This window comes from Thalassotalea montiporae, assembly GCF_053485855.1.
In genome coordinates this window covers 705,611-732,417 of record NZ_JBQRUO010000002.1, presented here as the reverse complement: position 1 = coordinate 732,417, position 26,807 = coordinate 705,611, and the positions used below count along the sequence as shown (strand labels likewise).

At 43.6% G+C, this 26,807-nt stretch carries 21 protein-coding genes, 1 tRNA gene and 2 riboswitches; of the genes, 10 read left to right on the top strand and 12 right to left on the bottom strand.

Features of this window, described 5'->3' with window-relative positions; all coding sequences use genetic code 11:
• From thiS to thiC, 3 genes are read right to left on the bottom strand one after another with little or no spacing between them, the layout of a single operon-like run.
• Complete coding sequence (gene thiS / locus ACSLUR_RS09740; protein ID WP_448554028.1) at positions 1 to 279, bottom strand: sulfur carrier protein ThiS; 279 nt, start codon at positions 277 to 279, stop codon at positions 1 to 3.
• Entirely contained in the window at positions 276 to 1,463 is a 1,188-nt protein-coding gene (locus ACSLUR_RS09735) for an FAD-dependent oxidoreductase (protein WP_448554026.1), read from the bottom strand. The genes thiS and ACSLUR_RS09735 overlap by 4 nt, the downstream gene beginning before the upstream one ends.
• A 5-nt stretch (positions 1,464 to 1,468) precedes the next feature.
• Positions 1,469 to 3,463, bottom strand: coding sequence for a phosphomethylpyrimidine synthase ThiC (gene thiC / locus ACSLUR_RS09730; protein WP_448554024.1), 1,995 nt, complete (start codon positions 3,461 to 3,463; stop codon positions 1,469 to 1,471).
• Between the two features lie 124 nt (positions 3,464 to 3,587).
• A riboswitch (TPP riboswitch) is annotated at positions 3,588 to 3,686 on the bottom strand.
• A gap of 176 nt (positions 3,687 to 3,862) precedes the next feature.
• Here thiC and ACSLUR_RS09725 point away from each other — a divergent pair.
• Positions 3,863 to 5,596, top strand: a complete 1,734-nt coding sequence (locus ACSLUR_RS09725; protein ID WP_448554022.1) for a M1 family metallopeptidase — start codon at positions 3,863 to 3,865, stop codon at positions 5,594 to 5,596.
• A gap of 81 nt (positions 5,597 to 5,677) precedes the next feature.
• On the opposite strand, the gene ACSLUR_RS09720 is transcribed toward ACSLUR_RS09725, so the two are convergent.
• Complete coding sequence (locus tag ACSLUR_RS09720; RefSeq protein WP_116002106.1) at positions 5,678 to 5,977, bottom strand: c-type cytochrome; 300 nt, start codon at positions 5,975 to 5,977, stop codon at positions 5,678 to 5,680.
• Positions 5,978 to 6,099: 122 nt separating this feature from the next.
• Here ACSLUR_RS09720 and ACSLUR_RS09715 point away from each other — a divergent pair, with 122 nt between their 5' ends.
• Positions 6,100 to 7,572 (top strand): protein adenylyltransferase SelO, encoded by a 1,473-nt coding sequence (locus ACSLUR_RS09715; protein WP_448554019.1) that lies wholly within the window; start codon positions 6,100 to 6,102, stop codon positions 7,570 to 7,572.
• Positions 7,560 to 7,892 carry a DUF3630 family protein gene (locus ACSLUR_RS09710; RefSeq protein WP_448554017.1) on the top strand — a complete coding sequence of 111 codons (333 nt, stop codon included), beginning with the start codon at positions 7,560 to 7,562 and terminating at the stop codon, positions 7,890 to 7,892. Before ACSLUR_RS09715 ends, ACSLUR_RS09710 begins: the two co-directional genes overlap by 13 nt.
• A gap of 66 nt (positions 7,893 to 7,958) precedes the next feature.
• Here ACSLUR_RS09710 and ACSLUR_RS09705 read toward each other — a convergent pair whose 3' ends face one another.
• Complete coding sequence (locus tag ACSLUR_RS09705; RefSeq protein ID WP_448554015.1) at positions 7,959 to 8,972, bottom strand: GGDEF domain-containing protein; 1,014 nt, start codon at positions 8,970 to 8,972, stop codon at positions 7,959 to 7,961.
• 249 nt (positions 8,973 to 9,221) lie between these two features.
• On the opposite strand from ACSLUR_RS09705, the gene ACSLUR_RS09700 reads away from it, so the two are divergent.
• The 3 genes from ACSLUR_RS09700 (at position 9,222) to ACSLUR_RS09690 (ending at position 13,884) form a co-directional block, all read left to right on the top strand.
• A complete protein-coding gene (locus ACSLUR_RS09700) occupies positions 9,222 to 10,991 on the top strand; it encodes a DUF885 domain-containing protein (RefSeq protein WP_448554012.1) in 1,770 nt (589 codons plus the stop codon).
• 233 nt (positions 10,992 to 11,224) lie between these two features.
• Positions 11,225 to 11,307, bottom strand: a riboswitch (cyclic di-GMP riboswitch).
• Between the two features lie 148 nt (positions 11,308 to 11,455).
• The gene (locus tag ACSLUR_RS09695) at positions 11,456 to 13,297 is read left to right on the top strand and encodes a tetratricopeptide repeat protein (protein ID WP_448554010.1); all 1,842 of its coding nucleotides are present in this window, start codon (positions 11,456 to 11,458) and stop codon (positions 13,295 to 13,297) included.
• A 26-nt stretch (positions 13,298 to 13,323) separates the two neighbouring features.
• A complete protein-coding gene (locus tag ACSLUR_RS09690) occupies positions 13,324 to 13,884 on the top strand; it encodes a hypothetical protein (protein WP_448554008.1) in 561 nt (186 codons plus the stop codon).
• A gap of 74 nt (positions 13,885 to 13,958) precedes the next feature.
• Here the strand turns inward: ACSLUR_RS09690 and ACSLUR_RS09685 are convergent, their stop codons facing one another.
• A complete protein-coding gene (locus ACSLUR_RS09685; RefSeq protein ID WP_448554007.1) occupies positions 13,959 to 14,213 on the bottom strand; it encodes a hypothetical protein in 255 nt (84 codons plus the stop codon).
• 241 nt (positions 14,214 to 14,454) lie between these two features.
• On the opposite strand from ACSLUR_RS09685, the gene tesB reads away from it, so the two are divergent.
• Positions 14,455 to 15,312, top strand: coding sequence for an acyl-CoA thioesterase II (gene tesB / locus ACSLUR_RS09680; RefSeq protein WP_448554005.1), 858 nt, complete (start codon positions 14,455 to 14,457; stop codon positions 15,310 to 15,312).
• Between the two features lie 5 nt (positions 15,313 to 15,317).
• On the opposite strand, the gene ACSLUR_RS09675 is transcribed toward tesB, so the two are convergent.
• A complete protein-coding gene (locus ACSLUR_RS09675) occupies positions 15,318 to 16,562 on the bottom strand; it encodes a mechanosensitive ion channel family protein (RefSeq protein ID WP_448554003.1) in 1,245 nt (414 codons plus the stop codon).
• A gap of 111 nt (positions 16,563 to 16,673) precedes the next feature.
• Positions 16,674 to 17,576, bottom strand: coding sequence for a 1-acylglycerol-3-phosphate O-acyltransferase, YihG family (yihG, locus tag ACSLUR_RS09670; RefSeq protein ID WP_448554375.1), 903 nt, complete (start codon positions 17,574 to 17,576; stop codon positions 16,674 to 16,676).
• Positions 17,577 to 18,086: 510 nt separating this feature from the next.
• On the opposite strand from yihG, the gene proB reads away from it, so the two are divergent.
• Complete coding sequence (gene proB / locus ACSLUR_RS09665; RefSeq protein WP_448554001.1) at positions 18,087 to 19,238, top strand: glutamate 5-kinase; 1,152 nt, start codon at positions 18,087 to 18,089, stop codon at positions 19,236 to 19,238.
• Positions 19,239 to 19,254: 16 nt separating this feature from the next.
• Positions 19,255 to 20,514: a glutamate-5-semialdehyde dehydrogenase gene (locus tag ACSLUR_RS09660; RefSeq protein WP_448553999.1), complete on the top strand. Its 1,260-nt coding sequence runs from the start codon at positions 19,255 to 19,257 to the stop codon at positions 20,512 to 20,514.
• A gap of 103 nt (positions 20,515 to 20,617) precedes the next feature.
• Here the strand turns inward: ACSLUR_RS09660 and ACSLUR_RS09655 are convergent, their stop codons facing one another.
• The 3 genes from ACSLUR_RS09655 to ACSLUR_RS09645 form a co-directional block, all read right to left on the bottom strand.
• Entirely contained in the window at positions 20,618 to 21,853 is a 1,236-nt protein-coding gene (locus ACSLUR_RS09655; protein WP_448553997.1) for a serine hydrolase domain-containing protein, read from the bottom strand.
• Between the two features lie 269 nt (positions 21,854 to 22,122).
• Complete coding sequence (locus tag ACSLUR_RS09650) at positions 22,123 to 24,942, bottom strand: insulinase family protein (RefSeq protein ID WP_448553995.1); 2,820 nt, start codon at positions 24,940 to 24,942, stop codon at positions 22,123 to 22,125.
• A gap of 368 nt (positions 24,943 to 25,310) precedes the next feature.
• Positions 25,311 to 25,877: an SOS response-associated peptidase gene (locus ACSLUR_RS09645; RefSeq protein ID WP_448553993.1), complete on the bottom strand. Its 567-nt coding sequence runs from the start codon at positions 25,875 to 25,877 to the stop codon at positions 25,311 to 25,313.
• Positions 25,878 to 26,156: 279 nt separating this feature from the next.
• Between ACSLUR_RS09645 and ACSLUR_RS09640 the strand changes: the two genes are divergently transcribed.
• Positions 26,157 to 26,420: a CBU_0592 family membrane protein gene (locus ACSLUR_RS09640; RefSeq protein ID WP_116016275.1), complete on the top strand. Its 264-nt coding sequence runs from the start codon at positions 26,157 to 26,159 to the stop codon at positions 26,418 to 26,420.
• Positions 26,421 to 26,584: 164 nt separating this feature from the next.
• On the opposite strand, the gene ACSLUR_RS09635 is transcribed toward ACSLUR_RS09640, so the two are convergent.
• Positions 26,585 to 26,660: transfer RNA gene (locus tag ACSLUR_RS09635), tRNA-His, on the bottom strand.
• Positions 26,661 to 26,807 lie beyond the last annotated feature (147 nt).

Here is a 26,807-nt window from a genome sequence, read left to right as displayed (position 1 = left end):
CTAACCTCCTTGGATCGGTGAAAATAGTTCAACACTTGCGCCGCTGCTGAGCGATGTTGTCTTGTAGTCTGTTTTCGCAACAAAGGTTTGATCGACTGCTACTGCAAATAACTTAGGCTCTGGGTGCACTGAAAAATACGCATCAAGTAACTGGCTCACTGAGATATCTGTATCTTGGTGTTCAGCCTCTTGGTAAACAGCTTGATCAAGGGTGAAAGCTTCACCATTGATTATGTAGGTATGAGCCATGTTGGCATTAGCAGGATAGGTATTTGTCATTGTTTTGCTCTGAGATTGTTTTTACCGTCAACGTATAGCCATTCAAAAAATGCTGGCGGCATTGGGTTAGAGGACTTGCTACTCTTAGTCGTATTAATTTGCTGAGCAGCCAAGTGTAAGCCCGTTGCTAGCATCACTGGCGCGAGTAAATAACCGTGGCGATATAGGCCGTTGAGTTGGATCAGTCCTGCTCGGCTTCTTGCTTGTGGGAGGTTGTCGGCAAATGCTGGGCGGCTGTGACCAAGCTGCTCAATAATCTGCGCTTCCGCAAAGCCTGGGTGCAGGCTATACAAGGCAGAAAGTAGCTCTAGTGCCGATTGCACTGTAACTTTACCCGTTGCCCCACTCTCTATTTCCGTCGCACCAATCACGTATTCATGATTGGCTTTCGGGGCAATATAAAGCTTATATCTTGGGTGCATTAAACGCACTGGCAGTGAAAATTCGACGTCTGGCGCATACACCCTGATGACCTCTCCGCGCACTGGCCTTAACATCGGCAGTGCTCCCTGATCTTCGATATTGGCATCGGCTCGCGTATGTAAGGCACTTGCGCCGATGCCGCGGCAATCAATCACCAAATCAAATTGCTTAATACCTGAGTTGGTGCGAACTTGATAAGGAGATACCGCCAGCACTTGCGTTTGCGCAAGCCAGTTGACTGCTGCATTTTCTTGCAGTGCACTCGCCAATGCGCTTAGCAGTTGATGATTATCAATACTGCCTTCACCTTGCAGATATGCACCGTTTTCAAAGCGCTCTGCTAATGCGGGTACCTGCTGGGCAAGTTCGCTTTTGCTCAGCAATTGAAGCTGAGCTTGCGGATAATGCTGGCTGATATGGCGTGTAAAGCGCTCGTAGTCACCTTGGTCCACGCGATGGCTAACGCAAATAGAACCATTCGCTTGAAAATCAACTGGGCCGTTAAGTTCGTCGAGTAACTCTGGCCACATGGTCAGTGCTGCCTCGCCCATGGCGACAATCTCAGGTTCACAGCTCAACGACTCGCCATAAGGGGTGAGCAGACCCGCTGCCGTATAGGCAGCACTTTGCCGACCATCAATGGCGTCTTTGTCGTATAGGCTGATCTGGTGTGTTTTATTGTGCGCGTTACATGCTTGGCTTAGCTGCCAGGCCATTAAACGACCTAGCAACCCGGCGCCAACAATTGCGATATTGGCCACGGTATTTACCTTGCTTGATGATAAATTTCAGAGCCAGTTGCTTTAAATTCAGCCGACTTCTCCGCCATACCTTGGGCAAGCGTTTTATCAATGACATCACGACTAACGCTGACGGTTTCGTCTGCCAGCTTGATTTCGATGCGTTGCTCAGCCGTTAGTTTTTCAGCATCCAATTTGGCCGCATAGTCGCGCACATCTTGGGTGATTTTCATCGAGCAGAATTTAGGGCCACACATTGAGCAAAAATGAGCGATTTTGCCTGACTCTTGCGGCAAGGTTTCGTCGTGATATTCACGGGCGCGCTCAGGGTCTAAACCAAGATTAAATTGGTCGTGCCAGCGAAATTCGAAGCGCGCTTTTGACAATGCATTGTCGCGAATTTGTGAACACGGGTGCCCTTTTGCTAAGTCGCCTGCATGCGCGGCAATTTTGTAGGTGATTAAGCCTTCTTTTACATCTTCCTTGTTAGGCAAGCCCAAGTGCTCTTTTGGCGTCACATAGCACAGCATGGCGCAGCCGTACCAACCAATATTTGTGGCACCAATCCCCGATGTGATGTGATCATAACCAGGAGCGATATCTGTCGTCAGTGGCCCTAACGTATAAAATGGCGCTTCGTGACAATGTTCCAGTTGCTCGTCCATATTGGCCTTAATCATATGCAGCGGCACATGACCTGGGCCTTCAATCATCACTTGTACATCGTGCTGCCAAGCGATTTTGGTCAGCTCTCCTAAGGTGTGAAGCTCAGCGAATTGTGCTTCGTCGTTGGCATCGGCAATAGAACCTGGACGCAGGCCGTCGCCTAATGAAAAGGCAACATCGTACTGTTTACAGATTTCGCAAATATCTTCAAAGTGGGTGTAAAGGAAGTTTTCTTGATGATGCGCTAAACACCATTTTGCCATAATGGAACCGCCGCGCGAGACGATACCGGTCACGCGTTTTGCCGTCATCGGCACAAAGCGCAACAGTACACCGGCGTGAATAGTAAAGTAGTCCACGCCCTGCTCTGCTTGTTCAATTAAGGTGTCACGAAATACTTCCCATGTTAAGTCTTCCGCAATGCCGTTTACTTTTTCGAGCGCTTGATAAATCGGTACTGTACCAATTGGCACTGGCGAGTTACGCACAATCCACTCGCGCGTTTCGTGAATATAGCGGCCAGTGGATAAGTCCATCACAGTATCAGCGCCCCACTTGGTTGACCACACCAGCTTTTCCACTTCTTCTTCAATGGATGAGGTAACCGCCGAGTTACCGATATTGGCGTTCACCTTGATCAAAAAATTACGGCCAATAATCATTGGCTCAGACTCTGGGTGATTGATGTTAGCGGGAATAATGGCGCGCCCTGCGGCCACTTCTTGGCGCACAAACTCAGGGGTAATTTGCTCGGGAATGTTAGCGTGACCAGCTTCGGTAAACTTGGCTCCAAAGCCCTGCCCTTCGTGACGCTGGCTGAGTATTTCGTCTTTCATTTCTGCCCGTTTGGTATTCTCGCGAATGGCGATGTATTCCATTTCCGGCGTGATAATACCTTGGCGTGCATAATGTAACTGGGTGACGTTTTTCCCTGTTTTAGCTCGGCGCACTTTTGGCAGGTTCTCAAAGCGAATATGGTCTAACCCTTCATCAGCCAAACGCTGCTGGCTATAACCTGAAGTTGCGCCCGTAAGCTCTTCAGTATCTGCGCGCTTGGCGATCCATTCACTGCGCAGTTTAGGTAAACCCTCATGAACATTAACGCTAACGTTTGGATCGGTGTAAACGCCAGAGCTGTCGTACACACGAATTGGTTCGTTAGGCTCAAAAATGGGGTTTTCTTCGGTGCCGCCGACAAAAGTATCGCCAACGGCAATCTCTCGCATGGCTACTTGGATATTGTGCAGCTTGCCCGGTACATAAATCTTGCTGGAATTCGGGTAACTTTGTCCCGACACATTGTTGATAAAGGCTTCCGCCTGCTGACGACGCTCACGTCGCGATAATGAACTCATAGCTCTCACCTAGATAATAATGAATTATATTCGGCGGAGTTGACTAGGTATGACGAGAACAACACAAACCCAATGTCATCAAGAACAGTAGCCTAAAATTGCCTACTGCTAATCATTATATTGAGTTTGTATTGCGCTTGTTCCCTTCGCAGCAATTACGCTGATCAGGTTCTACGGATCCCGCTTTCGCGATCTCAGCCCTATGGCACTCCGACAAGTTCGCTGAGCAAATTAATTTGAATTCACTTGCTCAGATGCTTTTTAGTCTTACAAGAATTTTTAATTTACGCAAGCGCCAGATTCATAAGGTTGGTGACAAACCCACTTTGTCTATGGCTTGCCTTCAACTTGCTAGCAACGCACAATATTGCTCATATTCTCAGAGCGAAGAGTTAAAAAATGATGCCTAACAAATGGTTATCAACAGCAGTTAGTGCGTTATTCGTGCTGACCAGTCATCAAGTTAGTGCCCAGCAGCCTAGCGAAGCTAAAGGCGAAATTAAGAGCGAAACTAAAAACGAAATTAAGAGAGCTAAGCTAAATACGCCTGACATTAGCGAACAAAGACAACAGTATTTGCGCGGTGCAATTACCGCTGAACGCGCTTGGTGGGATGTCAAACACTACCAGCTATCGATGGCTGTCGATATTGGTGACCGATCTTTTGCTGGCGAAAACATCATAACTTATCAAGTAATTGATAATGCAAAAGAATTACAAATTGAACTACAAGCACCCATGAAGCTTGAAGCTGCTGTGCAAGCAGGGCAATCCTTGGCGATTCGTCAAGAAGGTTACAGTTACTTTATTTCGCCAAACGAGCTACAGCAAATAGGTCAGGAATATCACTTAACCTTAACCTTTTCGGGTCAACCTCATGAAGCGAAAAATGCCCCTTGGGATGGCGGTATCACTTGGTCGGAAGATGAAGATGGCATGCCTTTTATTGCCTCGTCAAACCAAGGGATCGGTGCCAGTATTTGGTGGCCGAATAAAGATCACGGCTACGACGAACCCGATCGCGGAATTGATATGTTGATTGAAGTGCCAAGACCTTTGTTCAATGTCTCTAATGGCCGTTTAATTAACATTGAAGATCAAGGTGATAGCCGAGTTTTCCACTGGCGGGTGATCAACCCAATTAACAATTACGGTGTGAATATCAATATTGCTGATTACGTCAATTTTGCCGAGCAGTATCAAGGTGAAAAAGGCGTATTAGATATGGACTATTACGTGCTACGTGCTAACGAAGAAAAAGCGCGCGTGCATTTTGGTGATGCGAAGCGAACCATCGAAGCTTTAGAGCATTGGTTTGGCCCATATCCGTTTTATCAAGACAGCTACAAGCTGGTTGAAGCTCCGTATCTTGGCATGGAGCATCAAAGCTCAGTCACGTATGGCAACAAATATCAACTAGGCTACAAAGGACGTGATCTCAGCGAGACAGGTTGGGGCTTAAAGTGGGATTTCTTGATTATTCACGAAACCGCACACGAATGGTTTGCTAACAGTATTACCGCTAAGGATATTGCTGATTTATGGATACAAGAGAGCTTTACCACCTACGCTGAAGGTTTGTTTGTTGAGTATCACTACGGCAAAGCGGCAGGGGCAGAGTACTTGCGAGGGCAACGTCAGAATATTCGCAACGATAAGCCGATGATAGGGACTTATCACCAACACCAAGTGGGTTCGTACGATATTTACCCCAAAGGTGCGAATATGCTGCACACGCTTCGCCAACTCATTAATGACGACGGCAAATGGCGTGAGATTTTGCGTGGTTTAAACAAGGTTTTTTACCATCAAACTGTTACTACCCAGCAAATTGAGGACTATATCGCTGAACAATCTGGTCTTGTACTGAATAAATTTTTTGATCAGTATCTGCGCGACAGCCGTATTCCCGTGTTGGAATATCGACTAATGGACGGCGAATTTAAAGCTCGTTGGCGTCATGTGGTGGATGGTTTTGCGATGGCAATTCCGGCGAAGTTTACTGGTGGTGTGGCATCTGATCAGCAAAATTTTGTGCTGACAACCGATTGGCAAACCTTTGAACTACCGCAGGGTGCGACAGGTATTCAGTGGGACAAAAACTACTATATTGCGCAGCTTTTGATTGAGTAGGCGGTGGATAAGAAATTTGTCAGGCGCTAGAAAAACAAAAAGCGCTCAAATGAGCGCTTTTGCTAAGCCCACAGTAATAAATTACTTAAGGCTAGCGTAGTACGCAGCTAAGTTAGCTACGTCTGCATCAGTTAGGCCCATCGCCATAGGAGCCATTACTGGATCTTTACGTGCGCCAGATTTGAAATCTTTTAATTGCTTCGCAATGTAAGCTTCTTTTTGGCCAGCAAGGTTAGGGTACATTGGAATAGCAGAAATACCTTCTGCGCCGTGACAAGCTGCACACATTGCTGATTTTGCTTTACCCGCTGCAACGTCGCCCGCGAATGCTGGAGCTACCATCATTGCTGCAGTTGCAATAGCAAGAGTCATTTTTTTCATAATGTCTGTCTCTCTTAATGATTAGATTTTTCTGAGCCTTAGTCGATTATATGGAAAAAGACCTAAGTTGTCCTAGATTTTTTAGTATTATGTAAACACTTACTATGACTGAAGTAATTACGATGTCCGAGCCAATTGCGTTTAATTTCGACAATCGACTTGTAAAGCATTTACCTTTTATTTATCGACCTGTATCGCCGACTCCTTTAGTGAATTCGCATTTGGTGGCGACCAGTGACGCTATGCTAGCAGAGCTTGGCATTGCAAAAGATGATTTACATCAAACTAATTTTGTTGATGTTTTTGCTGGCAAGGTATTACCTAAAGGTGGCTATTTTCATGCGCAAGTGTATAGCGGTCACCAATTTGGCCAATACGTGCCGCAACTAGGTGACGGGCGAGCCATTAGCTTCGGCGAAATTATTGCGAAGTCTGGCCAGCGGTTAGATGTTCAACTCAAAGGGGCAGGGGAAACGCCGTTTTCTCGCATGGGCGATGGCAGGGCAGTACTGCGCTCTTGTATTCGCGAATTCCTCGCTAGTGAGGCGATGGCGGCGCTTGATATTCCCACCACACGAGCGCTATGCATTATTGGTAGTGAACACGATGTTTATCGCGAGCGCGTCGAAAAGGGCGCTATCATGACGCGAACGTCGCCGAGTTATATTCGTTTTGGTCACTTTGAATATTGGTTTCATCAAGGGAAAAAAGATGAACTCAATCAGCTCGCGGATTATTGTTTAGCTGAATACTTTCCTGAGTGTTTAAGGCAGGAAAACCCACACAAAGCCATGCTGGCGGCGATTGTACAATCAACCGCGACACTAATTGCTAAGTGGCAAGTACATGGTTTTGCGCATGGGGTCATGAATACCGACAATATGTCGATTCTTGGCCTGACCATAGATTACGGCCCATTTGGCTTTCTTGATGACTATCAACCTAGCTTTATCTGCAATCATTCCGATCATACCGGTCGCTATGCGTTTGACCAGCAGCCAAGCATTGGTTTGTGGAATTTAAATGCGCTGGCTATTACTTTCTCTGACTGGTTATCGACCGAAGAAATTCGCACTGAGTTGAGCCAGTATGAGCCAATATTCGTGCAGCACTACATTTCATTAATACAGCGAAAGCTTGGGCTGGCAACATGGCAAGATGAAGATCAGGCGTTGTTAGGGGAGTGGTTAACGCTACTAGCCAAGCAAAAAGCAGATTACACTCTAAGTTTCAGGCTGCTTAATCAAGTGTTTGTCGATGATGTTAATAATCAGCAATGCCAAAAGTTGTTAGCACATTTTAATGATCAACAAGCTGTTATTGAGTGGCTGAATAAGTATCGGCAGCGATTAGCGGACGATGACATGTCAGATAGTGCCCGCCATCAAATTCAAAATCAGCATAACGCGAAATTTATCTTACGTAATTACTTAGCTCAGCAAGCGATTAGGCAAGCAGAGCAGGGTGATTACACTGAAATTGAGCGCCTACAAGGCGTTTTACAAACACCATTTGATGAGCAGGCCGAAGCAGAGCAATATGCACTGCCAGCGCCAGAGTGGGGCAAGCATTTGGAAATATCATGCAGCAGTTAACGCAACCACCATCATTTTTAGTTTCAGCAGTATTTTTGCGTGATGATCATCTCGATATTCGTTTTGATAGCGAATTTGACGAAGAAGATTTCGATATCGCGACCGAGGTGGTATTGAGTAAGTTGGCACAGGTTAGTATCTTGGAAAAGATCCCTGGTGCCGATCGCCATAATGTCAGATTCCGTGCACAAGTGGCGGAACATTTTGGTTATTTTGTCTTAAATTTTGAAGTGTATAGCCAGTCATGCTGGTTAGAACCAGAGTCTATTGATGAGCAACCTTTGCTGGAAGTTATTTGTGGGTCATTAACGGGCAATTAGCAAAGCTGATACTGTTTGCTGTTAGAGAGTTTTTACTGCGAAGTGAGTAAAAAAGTTAAGCGGCAGCTAAGCAGGAAGCATAGATACTTGGTTTAGGCCTTTTTGCTGAGCATTCGATAGTGCTTTTTGGGTGCGGCTAAGTAAGCTATTTAATGTTTCTTTTTGCTTGAACTCACTAACGCCAAGTGAGATTGTCATTTGTGGCAAACGAATACCAGATTTACTGCTGATAAAGCGTATTTTCTCTACACCTTGGCGAATTTTCTCGGCAATTTCGCTTGCGATTCCCATTTCAACATCAGGCAGCAGAATAAGAAACTCCTCATTCCCTGTGCGCACAGGTAAGCCACTTTCACCCACGTAGTTACTTACCTTGTTGGCAATCTTAGACAAAATAACATCGCCAATTAGCGAACCGAATTTATTACTAAACAGATTAAAGTCGTCAACACTAACGACCAAAGCTGCGATTTGACGGTCCGGTGATTCACTCACCCATGTATCAAAATGCTTGCTCAGCGCCTTTCGGTTGTATAACCGAGTCACTGGATCTAGGTAGATTTCTTTGCGTGCCGCACTAAATTCTTGATACAAGTTATCTGCTTGCTGCTCGGTTTTCGCCAGTTGCTTCAACAATGACGCTTGTTGCTGCTTAAGTAGTTCAACTGTCTGCGATAATCGTGATAGGGCATGCGCTGCTTGCTCTTTATCGCCATCTCGCACTGATGCAACATTAGTGTCGAGTGCAGACAGCAATTTACTACCTTGCGCATTAGCGTTATGACAAGTTTCACTGAGCTGGGCAGTTAATTGCTTAGCATCATCAAAAATATCGTCGCGCAAGATACTTTGACCAAGTACATGGTCTTGATAAAGCTGCTCAATAAGAAAGTTATCGAGGTGATTATTGGCAAATAAATGTTGGTCTATCTTAGTGATAAGCGGTGTGTTTTTTTCGCAAATGTATTCGTAACCAATTGCGTAGTTTATTGGGGTTGCAGGCAACTTCCACTGTGCTAACAGCTTAAGTGTTTTTGCCATTTTAACTTGTGCTTGTGCTAAGGAATCATGATGCTTCAATGATTCACCCCAAAAAATCTAACTACTCAGCCATTCTGGCGAAAAATGCTGAAAACTTCTAGCCTTACAAACAACTTTTATCGATTAATAGAGCAAATAGTTTAATGAATGCGTGTTATTTATGCAGAAAGGCTGTTGTGCGAATCGAAATAGCTTTGTGTTAGCCTTAAGTTGCAAGGGCGTATCGCCAAGGTAAAATAAATGCACAATAACCGCTTAATAAAGCTCGATTACGGAAGCAATAAGCTAATGAAATACCCCATTATACTCATGTTGTTCATGCTGACAGCGTGTAGCCAAACTGCGCTAAAAAGTAAGCCCAATGCCGATCAACAACTAGCCAACGTGATTGAAACCTATCACGACTATGAGCAGCAAAGTAGTCCATTCAATAACCCAGAGCCAGGCAAAACTAATGCACAATTGCCAGATTTAAGTGCCGAGACATTAGCTGAAAACCATCAACAACTGACGGATATTTTAGCCAAAGTGAATGCTATTGATGTCGAGTCACTTAGTACTGCTAACCAAATTAACTGGTCGGTACTGCAATATCGAATTCAAAATCAGGTAGATAATTACCTAAATAAAGAACACCTCATGCCAATTACTGCGGAATCTGGATTCCATGCACATATCAGTTTTATTGGCCGTATGGTGAGTTTTAAAACCGAACAAGACTATCTTGATTACCTTAGCCGCTTGGCACAAATGCCACGTTATTTTGAGCAGCAAATGACTTGGATGCGTGAAGGGTTAGCTGCTGGCTACAGTCAACCACAAGTAGTATTGAAAGGCTTTGAAGAGTCAATTAGTGCTTTTATCAAAGAAGATGTGACCGAAAGTGTTTACTATCAGCCGTTTAAGTCAATGCCAAAGCATTTAACAACGGCACAACAAGCATCGTTACGAACGCAAGCAACAAGCGTCATTAAAGAGCAAGTATTCCCCAGTTACCAAGCTTTTTACGATTTTATGGTGGGTGAATATCAACCCAATGCTCGACAAAATATCGCGGCAAGTAGTTTGCCAAATGGTGCAGCGTTTTACGCCAATCGCGTGAAGCATTTCACGACATTAGATATGACCGCCGATGAAGTGCATCAAATTGGCTTGGCAGAAGTGAAGCGAATACGCGCTGAAATGAATGCCATTATTGCAAGGCTAGGCTTTGAAGGTTCTTTTGCTGATTTTGTTGAGTTTTTGCGAACAGACTCTCAGTTTTATGCAACTACGCCAGAGCAGCTGATCAAAGAAGCCTCTTTTCTTGCTAAGCAAATGGATGCTAAGTTACCAAGCTTGTTTAAAACTTTGCCACGTACACCGTATGGGGTAATTGAAGTTCCCGCCAATATTGCGCCTAAGTATACAACGGGCCGTTACTCTGGACCATCGCGAGATGATCAACCGGGTAACTATTGGGTCAATACTTATCGCTTAGATCGCCGCCCGCTCTATGTGCTACCAGCGTTAACCTTACACGAAGCCGTGCCTGGTCATCACTTACAAGGCTCTATTGCTCGTGAAATGAAAAACGTACCAGAGTTCAGAAATGAAACTTATATTTCGGCATTTGGTGAAGGTTGGGGCCTATATGCTGAATACTTAGGTATTGAAGCTGGTATGTATCCCGACCCTTACAGTGATTTTGGCCGTTTAACTTATGAAATGTGGCGCGCGTGTCGACTAGTGGTTGATACAGGGATGCATGTCAAAGGTTGGTCACGTGCGCAAGCAATGGACTTTTTAGCCAGCAATACCGCGTTGTCACTGCACAATGTTAAAACTGAAATAGACCGCTATATTTCTTGGCCAGGTCAGGCACTATCATACAAAATTGGCGAGTTGACGATTAAGCGTTTGCGCAAACAGGCTGAGCAAGCGCTAGGCGCTGACTTTGATTTGCGTGACTTCCACGATCAATTGCTAGCAAATGGTTCAATGCCTTTGTCTATGTTGGAGGTTGTGATTACACAATACATAGAGCAGCAGAAAGAACAGCAACAGAAAAAGCAATAGCTGAGAAGAGCTAAAAAGCTAAACGTTGAATGGCGCCAATAGCATGCTGATTGAGTATTCAATATTGAATTGATCAGCGGCTTGGTGTCGTTATTACTGGTGTGCTACTTAGCAGTAAAGCTGCTAGATACTAACAGGATTAAAAAGAAAAAAGGGAAAGACACGCAAAGTATACCGTAGGAGTAGAAGGTTAGCTGAATAGCTAAAATAGATAAGCCCCCACTATATCTAAATTTGGCAGTCCCGCTGTCCTAGGTTTCCCCTTAGACCGGTAACTTTGCGTCTCTAGCTTTCACTAGATTTGCCTTTAACGAGCTTTAGTCGCTCGGCGATATTATAGTCAATATTTGCGTAGAGTAAATACTAAATCCAATTTGATGACTAAGGTTAGTCGAAAGTTGGCGCTAATTCATACGATTCGTTAAAATGCCTGCTCTGAAAAAGCTATCGTTTAAGGTTTACACTTGTTGAAACAGATTTGGTTGGTACTGACATTGGTGATGACTTGTTTACTAAGTCAAGTTGCCAATGCACAAGCACAGTTGCCAAGAGAAGTTGTTACCGCCAATATCGAACGAGTCAGTGGTTTTTATCAGGCAGATAAGGAAGCACTTCCCTACGATGAAATAGTTTCTTTGGCGACTGAAATTGTTCAGTATCGTCATCAATACCCGAAAGACGTTATTGCTAAAGCTTACGTCTTACTTGCCGAAGTCGCAGCGAGTAAAGGTGATGCTGCACGTGCCTTTCAATTTGCGATTGACGGTTTAACTTACAAGCCACTACCTGCTGAGCTGCAGCTTAATTTAGAAATCAAATTGGCGGAAGGTTACTTTGTAAAAAGTAAATATCACAATGTCTTCCACTTTGTTGATCAAGTCTGGGAGCGCGCCACGCAAGAAGGCTTAGTAAAGTACCAACTACTGGCTTTGGGCTATCGCGCAATGGCAAATGCCCTAATTGGTGAAAATCAAAAAGCGGCTGACGATCTCCATATGGTGAAAGAGTTGGTTGAGCAAAACCTCCAATATGCAGAGCATTTACAGTTATTGGAAGTGATTGCGATCTCGTATCACTATTTAGGGGATTACCAAACTGCGATGGAGATACACGAGCGTATTCTAAAACTGCGCTTTGCACTTAATCGCAAAAATGGCATTGAAGGAACCTATTATAACTTAGCATCCGCGTATCGAGAGCTCGAACGATTAGACGATGCATACAATGCGTTTTGGCAGGTAAAGCAAATTGCTGAGCAGCGCGTTTGGCCAATAAAACGCGCTTACGCCGAACTTGGTATTGGCCAAGTGTTATTGGATCAGCGTGAGTATCAATCTGCTTATCTCGCCCTCGTTGAAGCAGAGCATTCATTTAAAGGGCAGAATTTGAATAAGCCTTATTTGAGCACGTTAATTGCGCTAGCTAAGGCGAGCTTTGCAACCGATCGTCAGGCTTTTGCATTGCAATTGCTGGTACTTGCTGAAGAGCTTGCTGAAATCGTCGAAGTGGCAGGCGATCAAGTTGATTTATACCTACTACTCGCTAATCGTTACCAGATTGAAGGTGATAAAGACAAAGCACTAGCAATGCTTAATCGTTACGTAGAATTGCAACATCAGTTTTTCAAAGATGCGAAAGCCAGAGTTATTCGTGCGCCTAGTCGGCTTGCGGTCGAAGATAGCAACAAAGCGCTTGCGCTAGATTTAGCCGAAGCATATGACGCACACACTGAATTCTCAGAACAAGTGAGGATGCAGCAACACTATATTATCGGTTTAACAACATTGAGTTTGTTTTTGCTTGTGGTTTTGACGATTCAATGGCTTACCTACCGCTCTCGCAAACAGCACGATGTGTATGAGCAGTTAGAGCGCCCGACGTATTTAGTGCCTAATCCCGCACAAACCAAATATATCTACCATCGCGCATTCAAGAAAGCACGCAAGTATGAATACCCGCTCACCATAGGTTATTTAACCATTAGCAATTGGCAAGACTTAACGTTTAGCTTTAACAAGCGGGTTATTGCCGAAGTGAACAAAACATTGGCCACATTGATTAATGAGCATATGGGGGAGTTTGATCAGAGTGGGCAGATTAATGATGGTGAGTATATTGTGCTTTTTCCGCATCAGTCACAAAGCCAAGCCAAAGCTAAGTTTGAAAAGCTAATTGATGCACTCAAGGTACGTTTTTTTGCCAATTTAGGCGAATTTTCGGTTAATATTAGGTTTTCTTTAGATACACCCGCAGTGCAGGATATCGATCCTTATATCTTCTTATCGCGCTTGAGTGACGTGTCTTAAATTTTTGAAGGGTATTCAGTAGGTTTATGTTTTTTGCGTTAGTTGTTATTGCCATTTTTGTTGCCGTTAGTGTTTATTTCTATTTTCGTTCGGAACGCTTACAGCACGATTTGGTTCAACAAAAACGCGATACAGCACAAACGCGAAAAAGTCATAAGCAGCTAGCTGATACGGTGGCTTCAATCGGAGCAAAACAGCAAGAATTTTTTACTTTTCGCTACAATAAAGTAAAAGAAGAAGCAGAGCGAAAATCACCAGCCATATTAAGCGATGTCAAACGTATATCGCCACTAGTGACTAACTATGCGGCAATCTTCAATGCTTGTGCTGGCGGTAAAGAGCAACTTAAACCGACCGCGCAAACCTATTTTGAAAATCACAAACCAGGTGCTTATAAAGACTTTCTTACCTATATTTCGGGTCGTGAGAAGCATGTTGCGCGAATGTGGAGCAGCAACAATTTAAGCGGCTTTATGTCGCTGATGGAAAGCTTGTTGACTGAGCAGCAACAAGCATTGGCTAAAATAAAACTTGTGAAAAAAGAAGAATCGCCTGAAGAAAATATCGAATTTCATAAATTCAGCTAATGCCAAGAAGCTAGATTAATACAAACAAAAACAGCGCTATAAAGCGCTGTTTAACTATCTTTTAATGCTTGCTACTAGTTGCGAATTGTAATCTCAGGTTGAGTGTTTATTTCACCATCCCATGCGATAGTTGCTACTTTTCCATCGCATAATAGTATGGCTAAACTACTGCCTGCACTGGCTCTAATAAATGCTAGATCGTACCCAAACTGAGTCAGACTGCTGGCTGCAAATTTCTGCGCTAAGGTTAATTTTTCCCACAGCGTTGATTGAATTTGGTCGTGTTGCCTTCGCTCTAACAGCATTTCACGTTTTGAAACCGCCTGCATCCTAGCCTCACATTAACTATTTAAACTGCAAATAACTATTACGTGACACTATAGAATATTGTTTAATATTTCAACAAGTAAATGTGTATATTTTATAAAAATTTAACGTAATCTTAGTGTTAGCTGAGCAGCTGAACACAATATAACGAACGCAAATGCTGTGGATTTTGGCGGGCGAGTCTACCCTGAATGTTTGGCTCGAGTATAATAACCGAAAACAACAAGAAGCAAAGAGGCGAGTATGAGTCAGGTGTTAGACGACTTATCATCACTGTTAACACTAGAAACAATTGAACAGGGCATTTACCGTGGTCAAAGCCAAGACCTTGGTTTTAAAGCTTTATTTGGTGGCCAAGTATTAGGTCAGGCGCTGTCGGCTGCGCAAGAAACAGTAGATGAAAAGCGCCATGTTCATTCATTACATTCCTACTTTTTACGCGCCGGTGATGCAACTAAACCCGTTGTATATGACGTTGAAGTATTGCGTGATGGCGGCAGCTTTAGTGCTCGGCGCGTCAAGGCTATCCAAAATGGTCAGCCAATTTTCTATATGACAGCTTCGTTTCAACAGCTAGAGCAAGGCTTTGAACATCAAGATCAAATGCCAGATGTCCCTGGCCCTGAAGGGGTTCCCTCATACCAAGATTTTATTCGCGCAAATCAGTCAGTTTTCCCTGAGCATATCCGCAAAATTTTCCTCGCTGAAAAACCGATTGAATTGCGCTCGGTTGAGCAATATAACTGGGTGTCACCAGAAAAAGTGCCCGCTAAAGCCCATATGTGGATTAAAACTAACGGTGATTTACCTGATGATTTACGTGTGCACACCTATATGCTGGCTTATGCGTCAGACTTTCATTTCTTGCCTACGTCACTGTTTCCGCACGGTAAAAGCCATTGGGATCCAAATTTCCAGATCGCCACGATTGACCATACCATGTGGTTTCATCGTCCATTTCGCTTTGATGACTGGTTGCTGTATGCCGTTGATAGTCCATCAGCCACCGGCGGACGTGGCTTAGTGAAAGGCCAAATTTTCAATCGCCAAGGCGAACTAGTTGCCTCAACAATGCAAGAAGGTGTGATCCGCGCTCGCTAGTACGTTTAGTTGGCGAAACGCTGCCAATCGTGGCCTGTAGGATGTTGGAAAATACGCAGGCCAAACTCTGGCGCAATGGCATAAATATGGTCAAAGATATCTGCTTGTATACCCTCATAATTTACCCAGTCTTGGTCATTACTAAATAGGTATAGCTCTAATGGAATCCCCGTTGCTGTTGGGGCTAGCTGCCTCACCATACAGGTCATTTGTTGATGAACTTTCGGATGATTTTGCAAGTAAGCGGTAATGTAAGCGCGGAATGTACCAATATTGGTTAACTGGCGTTGATTGCGCTTGTCGGTCGCTGCACTGCCCAGTTGGTGTTGGTTTTGTGCCAGTTCCGTTTGTTTTTGTGCTAAATAGTCAGCGAGCAAGCTAATACTGGTGAGTTCTGTGATTTCTTCAGCTTGGTAAAAGCGCACACTGGCGGCATCAATATAAATCGCCCGTTTGATGCGTCGGCCACCAGAGTTGAACATATCTCGCCAGTTCTTGAAGGAGCCGCTGATCAACGCATAGGTAGGCACTGTGGTTACAGTGCGATCAAAGTTTTGAATTTTTACTGTATTTAGGCCAATTTCAAGAACATCACCATCGGCACCATATTGTGGCAGTTCAACCCAATCTCCCGGAGCAACCATTTTATTCGCCGCAATTTGGATGCTGGCGACTAGCCCTTTAATGGTGTCTTGGAAAATAAGTAATAGCACGGCTGTTAGTGCACCTAAACCGCTCAACAGGAATATGGGCGACCGGTCGATAATGACAGCAACAGACAAGATGGTTGCAACTAAATAGATAGCCAGTTTGATCAACTGAATTGTCGCATTTAGCGGCATGTAACGGGTTTTTGCTTTTGCTTGGTAGATGGCTTTAATTACGTCAAGCAGTGCCGACAATACTCGGGCTATTTGAAAGATCACCGCGACACGTGCAATCGCCACTAGAATCGTTGCCTTAAGTGACTCTTCAGGCAAGAAAATAGGCGTTAGCGCAATAATTAGAAAAAACGGAACCAGTAAACTAATTTTGGTAAATACTTGGTGGGTAACAAACAAGTCATCCCAGGTGTTTTTGGTTCGCTGAACAAGTTTTTGTACCAACACCAATAGACGGTGTTTAACTAAGTAGTGGCTGGCACTGGCAAGCAATAGTAATAAAACAATGCCCGCAACACTCGTGCCCAATTCCAAATATTGGTTTGGTAAACCAAGTAAGATCAACTGATCAGAAATCCATTGCTGCACGGGTTTACTCCTCTATCATTCTTATTAGTGCCAACTCAATCAACGACTTGATATTGAATCTTTCAAGCTTTTGATAGTCGCTAAATAACTAAGTCGCGACTTCAATTGTTGTTAAGACTGATGGTCAGCCAATTCCATTTCCGCCATTGTCTGATCTTTATCGCGCCACAGCTGATTAACCCATTGCTGGAAGTTTTGTTTAAACGTCTTGTCATTGAAGTAATCGCCAATAATTTCGTTTGGAATATCGATAGTTTCAACGTTTACGTGGATCTCGCTGACATCGCCTGAAATAAACTGCTGAAAACTTGGAATGCCATTCGGATAATAGATAGTCACGTTAACAATTTTATTGAGGTGTTGACCCATGGCATCTAGCACAAAGGCGATACCACCGGCTTTCGGTCTTAATAAGTGCTTAAACGGCGATTTTTGTTTTTCGTGCTTGGCCTGCGTATAGCGTGTTCCTTCAATAAAGTTCATTACGCTCACAGGTTTATGTTTAAATTTTTCACACGCTTTTCGTGTTGTTTCAATATCTTTGCCAATTAAATGTGGATTTCTTTTCAAAAACGATTGGCTATAGCGCTTCATAAATGGAAAGTCTAATGCCCACCAGGCAATACCGAGAAAAGGCACATAGATAAGCTCTTTTTTCAAAAAGAATTTTAAAAATGGGATCTTGCCGTTTAATAACCGTTGCAGCACCAGAATGTCTACCCAGCTTTGGTGGTTACTCAGCACTAAGTACCAGTCTTTAGTGGTGAGTTTATCTAAGCCGGTGACTTGGTAATTGACCTTGGTGAATAAGTTTTGAATGCCAGTATTACAGGTGACCCAATTACTTGCCATGCGATCGAGCAAATAACTAAAGAGCTTTTGCCAGCCTTTAAGTGGTACTAAAGCTTTTAATAGAGAGCTAACAACAACAGGTAACACCCACAATAATGTGTTGATGGTGTAACAAACTAAAGACAAAAATCCGATCAAAGGTCTAGGTAGAAAACTCAACATAATAATGAACTTAACTGACAAAAATTTGCTTTTAAGGTTGACGATTTTTAGATTGTAAGGGTTTAAAAAGTGTTTGAACACGGTTTTTTCTATCACCAGATAACCAGTTTTTACATCGTAAAAATCACTGGACTTGATGATAACTAGCGAAAGTGAACACTTGTAAGCTGAACTTATATGACGAGCTATCACAAATTACGTTTAACTATGTATTTTTAGAAAAGAGCCGCTTTTTGATACTAGATTGCACCACAAAAGTGCGGATTTTTACTATGAAAAACAGTGGTATTGAATAGGTTGTCAACCAAGGTGACAAAATAAACACATTTTTAGTTAGCCATTTAAAAATATACATTTTATTAACATTTAATGGGTAAAAATAAAGGCTAGTGTAGCCATATGCTTTAAACCTATTAAAAAGATTCTTTTCGTTGATAAAAGTCGCAAAAGGTGATTGCTATTTAAGCCTTTTTCACGTCATGCTAGGCTGGTAGTAATTGAGGAGGAGTAATGAATTTTCAACGTGTTGTGATTAAAGTCGGCAGTGCCTTAGTTGCCCCTGATAAACAGGGTTGTAGCGGGCAATATCTGCTGTCGATAGCGCGCTTTATTACCCAATGCCAACAGGCAGGGAAAGAAGTGATTTTAGTTTCGTCTGGCAGTGTTGCTGCTGGCCGCGCATTAATACGACATGGCTCTCCAAACCCCTCTATCCCCACTAAACAAGCGATGGCGGCAGTGGGGCAAATGAAAATGATGGCAAATTGGCAGCGCTTTTTCGATGTGCCATGCAGCCAACTACTGATCACCCATGGTGATTTAAAAGATCGCCAGCGCTATATTAATATCAAAAATACTATTCGCATTTTACTCGCCAATGGCGTGATCCCGATTGTTAATGAAAACGATACGGTCGCAACCGATGAATTAAAAGTTGGCGATAACGATAACTTGGCAGCACAAGTAGCGCTGGTCAGTGAAGCTGATTGCTTGTTAATTCTCAGCGATGTTGATGGTTTATATCGTGAAAACCCAAAGCATAACCCTGACGCTGAAAAACTCAGTGATGTAAGCGCGATTACCCCAGCGATATACCAGATGGCTTCAGGTACCGATAACCACATTGCGACAGGTGGTATGCAAACCAAGATTCAGGCGGCAGAAAAAGCGACAGAAAATGGAATCGCGACCTTTATTCTCAGTGGCGAAGATGCCAATGCGCTTGAACAATTCGGACAAGGTATTAATGCCGGCACGCATTTTCATGCCCAGCAAGCACCATTTAAAGCGAAAAAACACTGGCTAAAACACACGTTAAAAAGTACTGGGCGAGTATTGCTCGATGCCGGCGCGATTCATGCGGTGACCAATAAAGGCGCCTCTTTGTTGCCTTCCGGCATTGCAGGCGTTGAAGGTAGTTTTGCTGCCGGTGACTCTATCGACATTATTGATGCGGTAAATCAATCGCCCGTTGCCAAAGGTATTAGCCAGTATAGCCATCGTGATTTGGCGAAGATTATTGGGCAAAACAGTAATCAAATTGCCGCCATTTTAGGCTATTGCCCAAGTAAAGTCGCAGTGCACCGTGATGATATGGTGATGCTAAAAACGAATAGCAGTGATGTCGGTAATCAAACCAATACCAGCAGCGACAACACTTAGTAGTAAAGGAACGCACATGAATTCTACAAACTTTGATATGCAATACATGGCACAACAAGCCAAAGCGGCAAGCCGTGAAGTGGCGCAACTAACCACAACACAAAAGAACCAGTTACTCACCGATATGGCGCAGGCCATTCGCGCTGCCAGCGCTGTAATAATTGTTGAAAATGAAAAAGACTTAGTGGCAGGGCGCGACAAAGGTTTATCGTCAGCCATGTTAGACAGGCTAACGCTGACACCTGAGCGAATTGATGACATTGCCGCCGCCATTATCGACATTGTTAACCTGCCTGATCCGATTGGCAATATTGCGAATATGCAGCTTCGCCCAAATGGTATGCAAGTAGGTAAAATGCGCATTCCGCTTGGTGTTGTGTCGATGATTTATGAATCACGCCCAAATGTGACCGCAGAGTCGGCAGCGCTTTGCATCAAGGCAGGTAACGCGGTGGTGCTGCGTGGTGGCTCAGAAGCGATTCACAGCAACCTTGCGCTAGCTAATTGTTTGCACCAAGTGTTAGCGACACATCAGCTAAATCCTTACATGGTTTCCGTTATTCCTGATACCAGCCGTGAAGTAATCGAACAACTTTTAAAACAACGTGATTCGATTGATTTGGTAATTCCACGCGGTGGTGAAGGGCTAATTCGTTACGTGACTGAAAACAGTCAAATCCCTGTTATTCAGCATTTTAAAGGGGTTTGTCATCAGTACGTGGATGAGTTTGCTGATGTAAACAAAGCGATTGATCTGCTCGTCAATGGTAAAACGCAGCGCCCAAGCGCTTGTAATGCACTGGAAACCTTACTTGTACACCAATCGATTGCCGAGCAGTACTTACCGAAAGCGGCTCAAGCATTAGCAGAATTTGACGTCAAAATTCACGCTTGTGCGCAATCTCAGCCATATTTCGAAGGTGCGGAACTGGCCAGTGAAGACGACTTCCAAGCAGAGTATTTGGCGCAAGAAATTGCAGTGAAAATAGTCGCGGATTACGACGCCGCGATTACTCATATTAACCAATACACCTCAGATCACACTGAAGTGATAGTTAGCCAAGACACCTCGCGTTGTCAGCAGTTTATCCGCCAGATCAATTCATCGGTGGTGATGGCGAATGTGTCTTCGCGTTTTTCTGATGGTGGCCAATTGGGGCTCGGTTCTGAAATTGGTATTTCAACCAGTAAGCTGCACGCTTATGGGCCAATGGGGTTAGAGGCACTAACTACAGAAAAATTTGTGGTTTTAGGGGATGGCCAAGTTAGACCATAACGCAAAGTTTGGCTCATACGTTAGAGTTTGTTAGTCTGTATGAGCCTATTCATTAGAGCGTATGTTTATCCACTAATCAGTGGATAGCGGTGCATTATAGTATTTACTGGGTAAATTCGGGTTCTTCCAGACCTCCATCATCTCTTACTGGCCAAGCAAAGGCATCTTCCGCTGACTTACGCAGTTCTCGATAAATCCAATGGCCATTGGTGCCATTGGTAAGTACTACAATGCCATCACCGCTGGCCAAGTGTCCCTCTATCCAAGCGCGATAACTTTGATTCGCGCCGCCGTGATGAAATACCCGTGTTTTACCTTTGCCGTTTAAGCGTGGGCCAAGGCCGTGCCAGCTATTGGTTACTCTGGTCATCATGTCGGCGGCAATAGGTTTGGGTAGAAAGCCATTTTCACTCATCGAGCTGTTTAGCAGTGCAATAACAAATTTGGCTAGATCGTTAGCACTTGTCCATAGACCAGATGCTGCCATCTCAGGCATGGCTTCGTAACCACGCGGCTGTGCAGCTGGTCTGCCTTTATCATCGTGGGCATAAGCAATGTTGCCGTAATTTTCAGGAAGCGGATTTTGAAAAGTACTTCGCTGCATGCTTAATGGCTTAAAGACATATTTTTCAGCGGCTTTGGGGTATGTTAAGCCAGTAATTTCTTCAACTATTAGTTGACTAACGGTAATGCCACCGCCTGAGTAATCCATTTTTGAACCTGGCGCAAACATTAGCTTGATTGCGCCGTGTTTTGCAGGGCTTTGCCCATTCAAGGTTTGTAACGTTGTTGGTAAACGCTCACCTGGTTGAAAGTCGGCAAAGCCGTGCTGGTTAAAACCTGCCGTGTGTGCCAGAATTTGGCGCAAGGTCACAGGATGAGCATGTGTAAAGGAACTGTTGGGTACTTGCCACGAGGTCAGATAATCATCGATATTTTTGTCTAAATCCAGCTTACCTGCTGCCACTAAGCGTAGAATAAGTGCGGCGTTAATTATCTTACTGACAGAGCCGACTGAGAAAACGGTGTCAGCATCTACTGGTAATGTTTTACCGTTGAGGCGTGTCCCATAGCCAGTTGACCTGAGTAGTTTGCCGTTTTTGATAATTGCCACACTTACCCCAGGCACTTGGTATGCTAACATGCGCTTATTTATTGACTGCGGCTTTTTATCTTCTTGGCCACGCTTCATATAATCAATCAAACCGTGTTCAAATGCGCGAATATTGGCGTTTTCTGTTGAGTCTGTTTGTGTCGCAATAGCGGTAGCACTGGTTGCAGTTAGCGCTATGGCGATAAAAAGTGCACGTATTGGGCACTGATAGTTTGACTTGTTCACAGGCTTTCCCTTCCTTTTTCTTGGTATTCAAGCTGGCGAGATATTAGTCAATGCTAGTTGGTTTTGTCGTGGTGTCCAAAGGCGGAGATGTTACAAAAATTTTCTTGAAAGGGCTGTTATTTTGGTTAGTTGAGAATGGGTGATGATGATGTTTTTCAGTGGTTTTTTTCGTTAAAAACGATTGCCTGTAAAAAGCTGATATCACGCTAAATATTAATACTTTAGGTAATATCAGCTATTTGTTTAAGGTCAGTATCTAGCGTGCGATTCTACTCCCCCGCGGCTGACCAGCTGTAGTAGCCCGTATCTTTAAAGTCTTCGCCTTTTAATTGGGTTAAGGCATTCATAAATTTACCTTGAATAAACATATCTTTATAAAGCGTAAGCAAGTCAGCTTTCGTGGTCGCTTTAATATCGCGAATTTGCTGTGCTTTGGTGCTAAAAGAGTGCTTATTTTGCTCCCAATCTTGAATATAGTGGCCTACTTCAACAAAGATATTTTCCGGCTTTTTACTGAGTTCATCAGCGACTGAGTTAGCCAGTTGAGTTATCGCTTTTTCATCTACTTGCTCCAGTGCGTTGTAAAAGCCAATTTGGAAAGATTCGATTCTTTCTTTTAGCTGTTGCAAGTTTGTATTGTCACTAACAATCATCACCGATAATGCCGGATAGTCGTGAATATTTTCTTCATAACTTCTGACCACATAGCCAACTTGTTGATTGGTTCTCAACTCCTTAAATAGTGGTGTTGATGACAAGCGATTAAGCAAATGTAGCTGAGCTAGCACTTTTGCCGATTGCTCTGGGTAAATGTAAGTATCAACTAGACCAACGCCGTCTTGTTTTACCGACACTTTTTTTACTACTGCGCTACCTTGTTTAACGGAAAACTCCGAAGCTATATACCAAGGCTGCATTTCACTTTTACCCAATAATTCACGTGTTTGTTTCGCAAATTCAATCAGCTTGTCTGGTGCAAAATTACCATGGGCATAAATATCAACAAAGTTGTTGTTGAGAATTTGCTGATGCATCGCCTGTACTTTTTCTAAAGAAGCATTGGCAAGGGCTTTGCGCGTTGCCTTGACCGAATATTGATAAGGGCTACGGCGAGTTAAGTTCATTGCATGGAATGACAACTGATCGGAAATTTTCAACTCTTGCATACTTTCTAGTGAGTCATTCACAAGCTTCAAGGCTGATTTGAAGTCACGTTCAGTAATTTCTAATTCTTTGAACTCTTCGACAAGCTGAGTGGCTAACTTAAATTGCTTGCTGCTACGACCAAACAAACGAAATACCGTGTTATTGGCATTGTTTGGCGCAGGGCTAATCATTACACCATTACGTTGCTGAGCGCGTTGTAACAAACGTTGATTTTCTTTAATAAAAATGACGTTAAGTAGTGATGCGCTGACTGCATTGTCAATATTTTCAGATGGGGCAGTTGAGGTTAGTGCAAGGTTTAGCACTCCCTCTTTACCCTTATGGTGAGTACTTTGTGAGTAAAACACCTGAGTGCCCGCTTCACTAAAAATTTTCTTTGGTGAAGAGTAATCACCGTCTAGCACAACTTCTACAGCTTCTTCTTGCTCAATAACTTGCGCCGCTGGCAATTTCACCGCTAGTGGCGAGCTTTGCCATTTCGCCAACTCTTGCTCGGTGATTGCTGCAACGCGATAGCCACCTTCAGCGTAAGTCAAATCAGTATCGACTTTTTCTTCAGGGTTAATGTGGTAAATACGTGCGCGTTCTGGCGTTAATTGATCGACAAGATTGCCAATTTGTTTGGCATTAAACTTCTTGGCAACAAAGTTGTGATCAATTAAATGTTCACTTGGTACATCAAAAATAGGCTGTGCTAATTGCATAGCCAATGGTAAGGCTGCTGGCGCGCGATAGTCTTCATATTGCAGGTTAAGTAGACCTTTTAGCTCGTCAAAGTGTGCTTGGCTGATCCCTTGGCTTTTAATTTGCTCTAGGTAGCTAAAGGTACTCGCCAGAATTGTATCTTGCTGGGCCTGTCCTTTTTCGGTTAAAACAAATTGAATAAAGGCGCTGCCATTGTTACCCCATGCATTTGGCATAAACATTACATTGCCAAATTGAATTAACCCTTGCTCGGTTAACGTGGCAAGCAGCGAGCCTTCTTCTTGTGAAGCAATAAGTTTTTGCACATAAGCGTTAGCTTGGCTTTGCCATTGCGACATATTGTTGGGGATCGCAAACTCTACTGCCAGTAGCGGCACTTTAACCTTACTTTGCACATAAATGTGTTGGCCTAAATGCTCTGTTTGGTAGGCCGGTAATAGTGTGACTGGGCGCTCGACTTTCTTATTCTTAATATTCGAAAAGTATTTTTTCGCTAACTTCTTTAGCTGCTTAGGTGTTTGGTTACCAACCAGTACCAACTTCATAATATTGGCGGAGTAAAAATCTTGGTGGAAGTTACCTAGCTCAGCCAATAGTGCCGCTTTGTCTTTGTTGAGCGTTTCTAGATTACCAACACCTAGTTGCACTCTTGGGTGCGCTAAGTTACCTGTGCGAGCTGCAGCGCGTTGCTGTACAAATTGATCTGATTGGCGATGAGTAAGCCATTCGGAATTTACTGCGTTGATTTCCTTTTGCACCATGCTTTCATCGAATAATGGCTGCTTGATGGCGCTGCTTAATCGATCGAGTGCTGGCGCAAACTGCTTGCTGTCGATTGAAAACAAGTAGGTAGTTTGTTGCTGCGCTGTATAAGCATTGGTGCGACCGCCGTTTTCACTAACGAATGCCATAAACTCATCAGGGGTAGGATATTTTTCTGAGCCCATAAAAATCATATGCTCAAGAAAATGCGCTAAACCCTGAAATTGCGCTGGATCTTGATATTGGCCGACTCCGACAGACAAAGTGGCAGCTGACTGTTTCAAGTTGGGGTCAGATACCGTGATAACTTCCAGTTGATTACCTAAGGTGAAGGTGTGATATTCACGCGGGTCATTTGGGCTTTTGTTGACTGTGCCTGCATAGGCACTAAGTGCTGCGCTAGATAGCACAATTGCAGTACTGAGCTTAGTCAGTTGTTGGGTAAAGGTTTTCATAAAGCACACGCTTCCTTGTTTTCCATGTTGTTATTAGTGAGTGTTTTGTGGGCATATCGACGAACATACTCGACGCTTGCCCTACCTCAAGTCTTATCAATGACGAAGACTAGTATGGCAAACTTGATTTTGAATTGCTGGAAATTCGAACTGATAAGGTTCAAGGGCAACAAACTTCACTAATATTCACTATTTACCGAGGGTGGATATCGCTATTTGAAGATTTTAGCGAACAGACACCCTATTAAACTCCGGTGAAATTAACAAGTATTGTGTGCTATATCTTGATGTAGATCATTAGGTTAAGTGACTTTTGCGCAGCGATAATTAGGTGTTTGAGTGCAATGAAACGCTAATACTGGTATGGATTAAGCCTTCTGTATGAGAATACAGTCACCACTAATTGCGTCCATCAAAGGGTCTAGCTCATTCGGCTGAGCATTAAACCAGTAGTCGATATGCTCTGGCTGAATTAGCACAGGCATACGTTTGTGAATCTCGCTACATTTTTCGTTCGGGCTGGTGGTGAGTGTGACAAGTTTAGGGGCAGCAAGATCATAGAGTATGCCCGCCATTAAAAAAGGCTGTTCACTAGCATGGGTAAAAGCGTATTTGGCTTTTTGATTATGCTCTGTTTTCCATTCGTACCAACCAGAGCAAGGCACTAAGCAGCGGCTATGACCAAATGCGGCTTTGAATGTGGGTTTGGTGTTAACCGTTTCCGCTTGTGCATTAATTAATAACCGATTCGACCACTCAGGTTGAATGCCCCATGTGGCATTAAGCTGTTGGAATTGGCCACTAGGGCGAATAATAGCGGCAATATCCTGCGAAGGGCGTAAATCAGGGTTGGTTTGGGTATTAAATTCGATTCCTAACACATCGTTAATAAACTGTGCGATTGGATCGTCAATAATGTTTAATCGGCCACACATAGCTGCTTCTTATCTGCCAAGTTAATGCTAATACTAGCATTTTTATCACGCGACTTTACGGTGAATGCTAGCGCGACTGAAATAATCACCAACAGGGGCTAATTCGCTATTGATTCTTGACGCTAGATCACTAGAATACCCGCCGGTTTAAATTTCGGCGCCCATTGTGCGTTTTCGAATCATTAAATTCTGCCAGAAGGAAGTTAACGACTTTGAGTCGCTAACATGGTCTAGTCTCCAAGGAACCGCGCCAGGTAATTACATCGTTTAGGAGTAAGAATGTCTCTTAGTTTATTTGCCGATATCATCGGTATGTCGGGCACGTTTTTAGTGGTGCTTGCTTTCTTTTTAATTCAGTTAGAAAAGCTTAGCCCAAAAGGCATGGCGTACAACTTGTTAAACTTAACCGGTGCTATTTTACTACTGATCAGCCTGTGTATTAATTTCAATTTGGCTAGCTTTGTGATTGAAATTTTCTGGATTGCGGCATCGTTAGTTGGTATTTACCGCTATTATCAGCGAGAGCCAGCACAAGCCAGTTAATTGCTTTGTAGTTTCAATAACAACAGTTACTTTAAAAACGTCGTACTGAGTTACGGCGTTTTTTATGCCATATAAAATATAAATAAAACTGGATAATAGAAAGGTAGGCACAACAAAGCCGCGCTTTTTATTAAAAATCTTAAAGGAATAAAATGAGAAAAGAGTGGGGTGGCATATGGGACTTGAACCCACGACAACTGGAATCACAATCCAGGGCTCTACCAACTGAGCTAATGCCACCATCAAGGAAATCTAACCCGCCTGTGCGAATCAGTGCGCGGATTCTATATCAGTTTACTGGGCTTTGACAAGCATCAACTCGTAATTTCTTTCAATACCAGTAAAATTAATACTATTAGCTGAATAAAGTGGTGAAAAAGGCGTCAC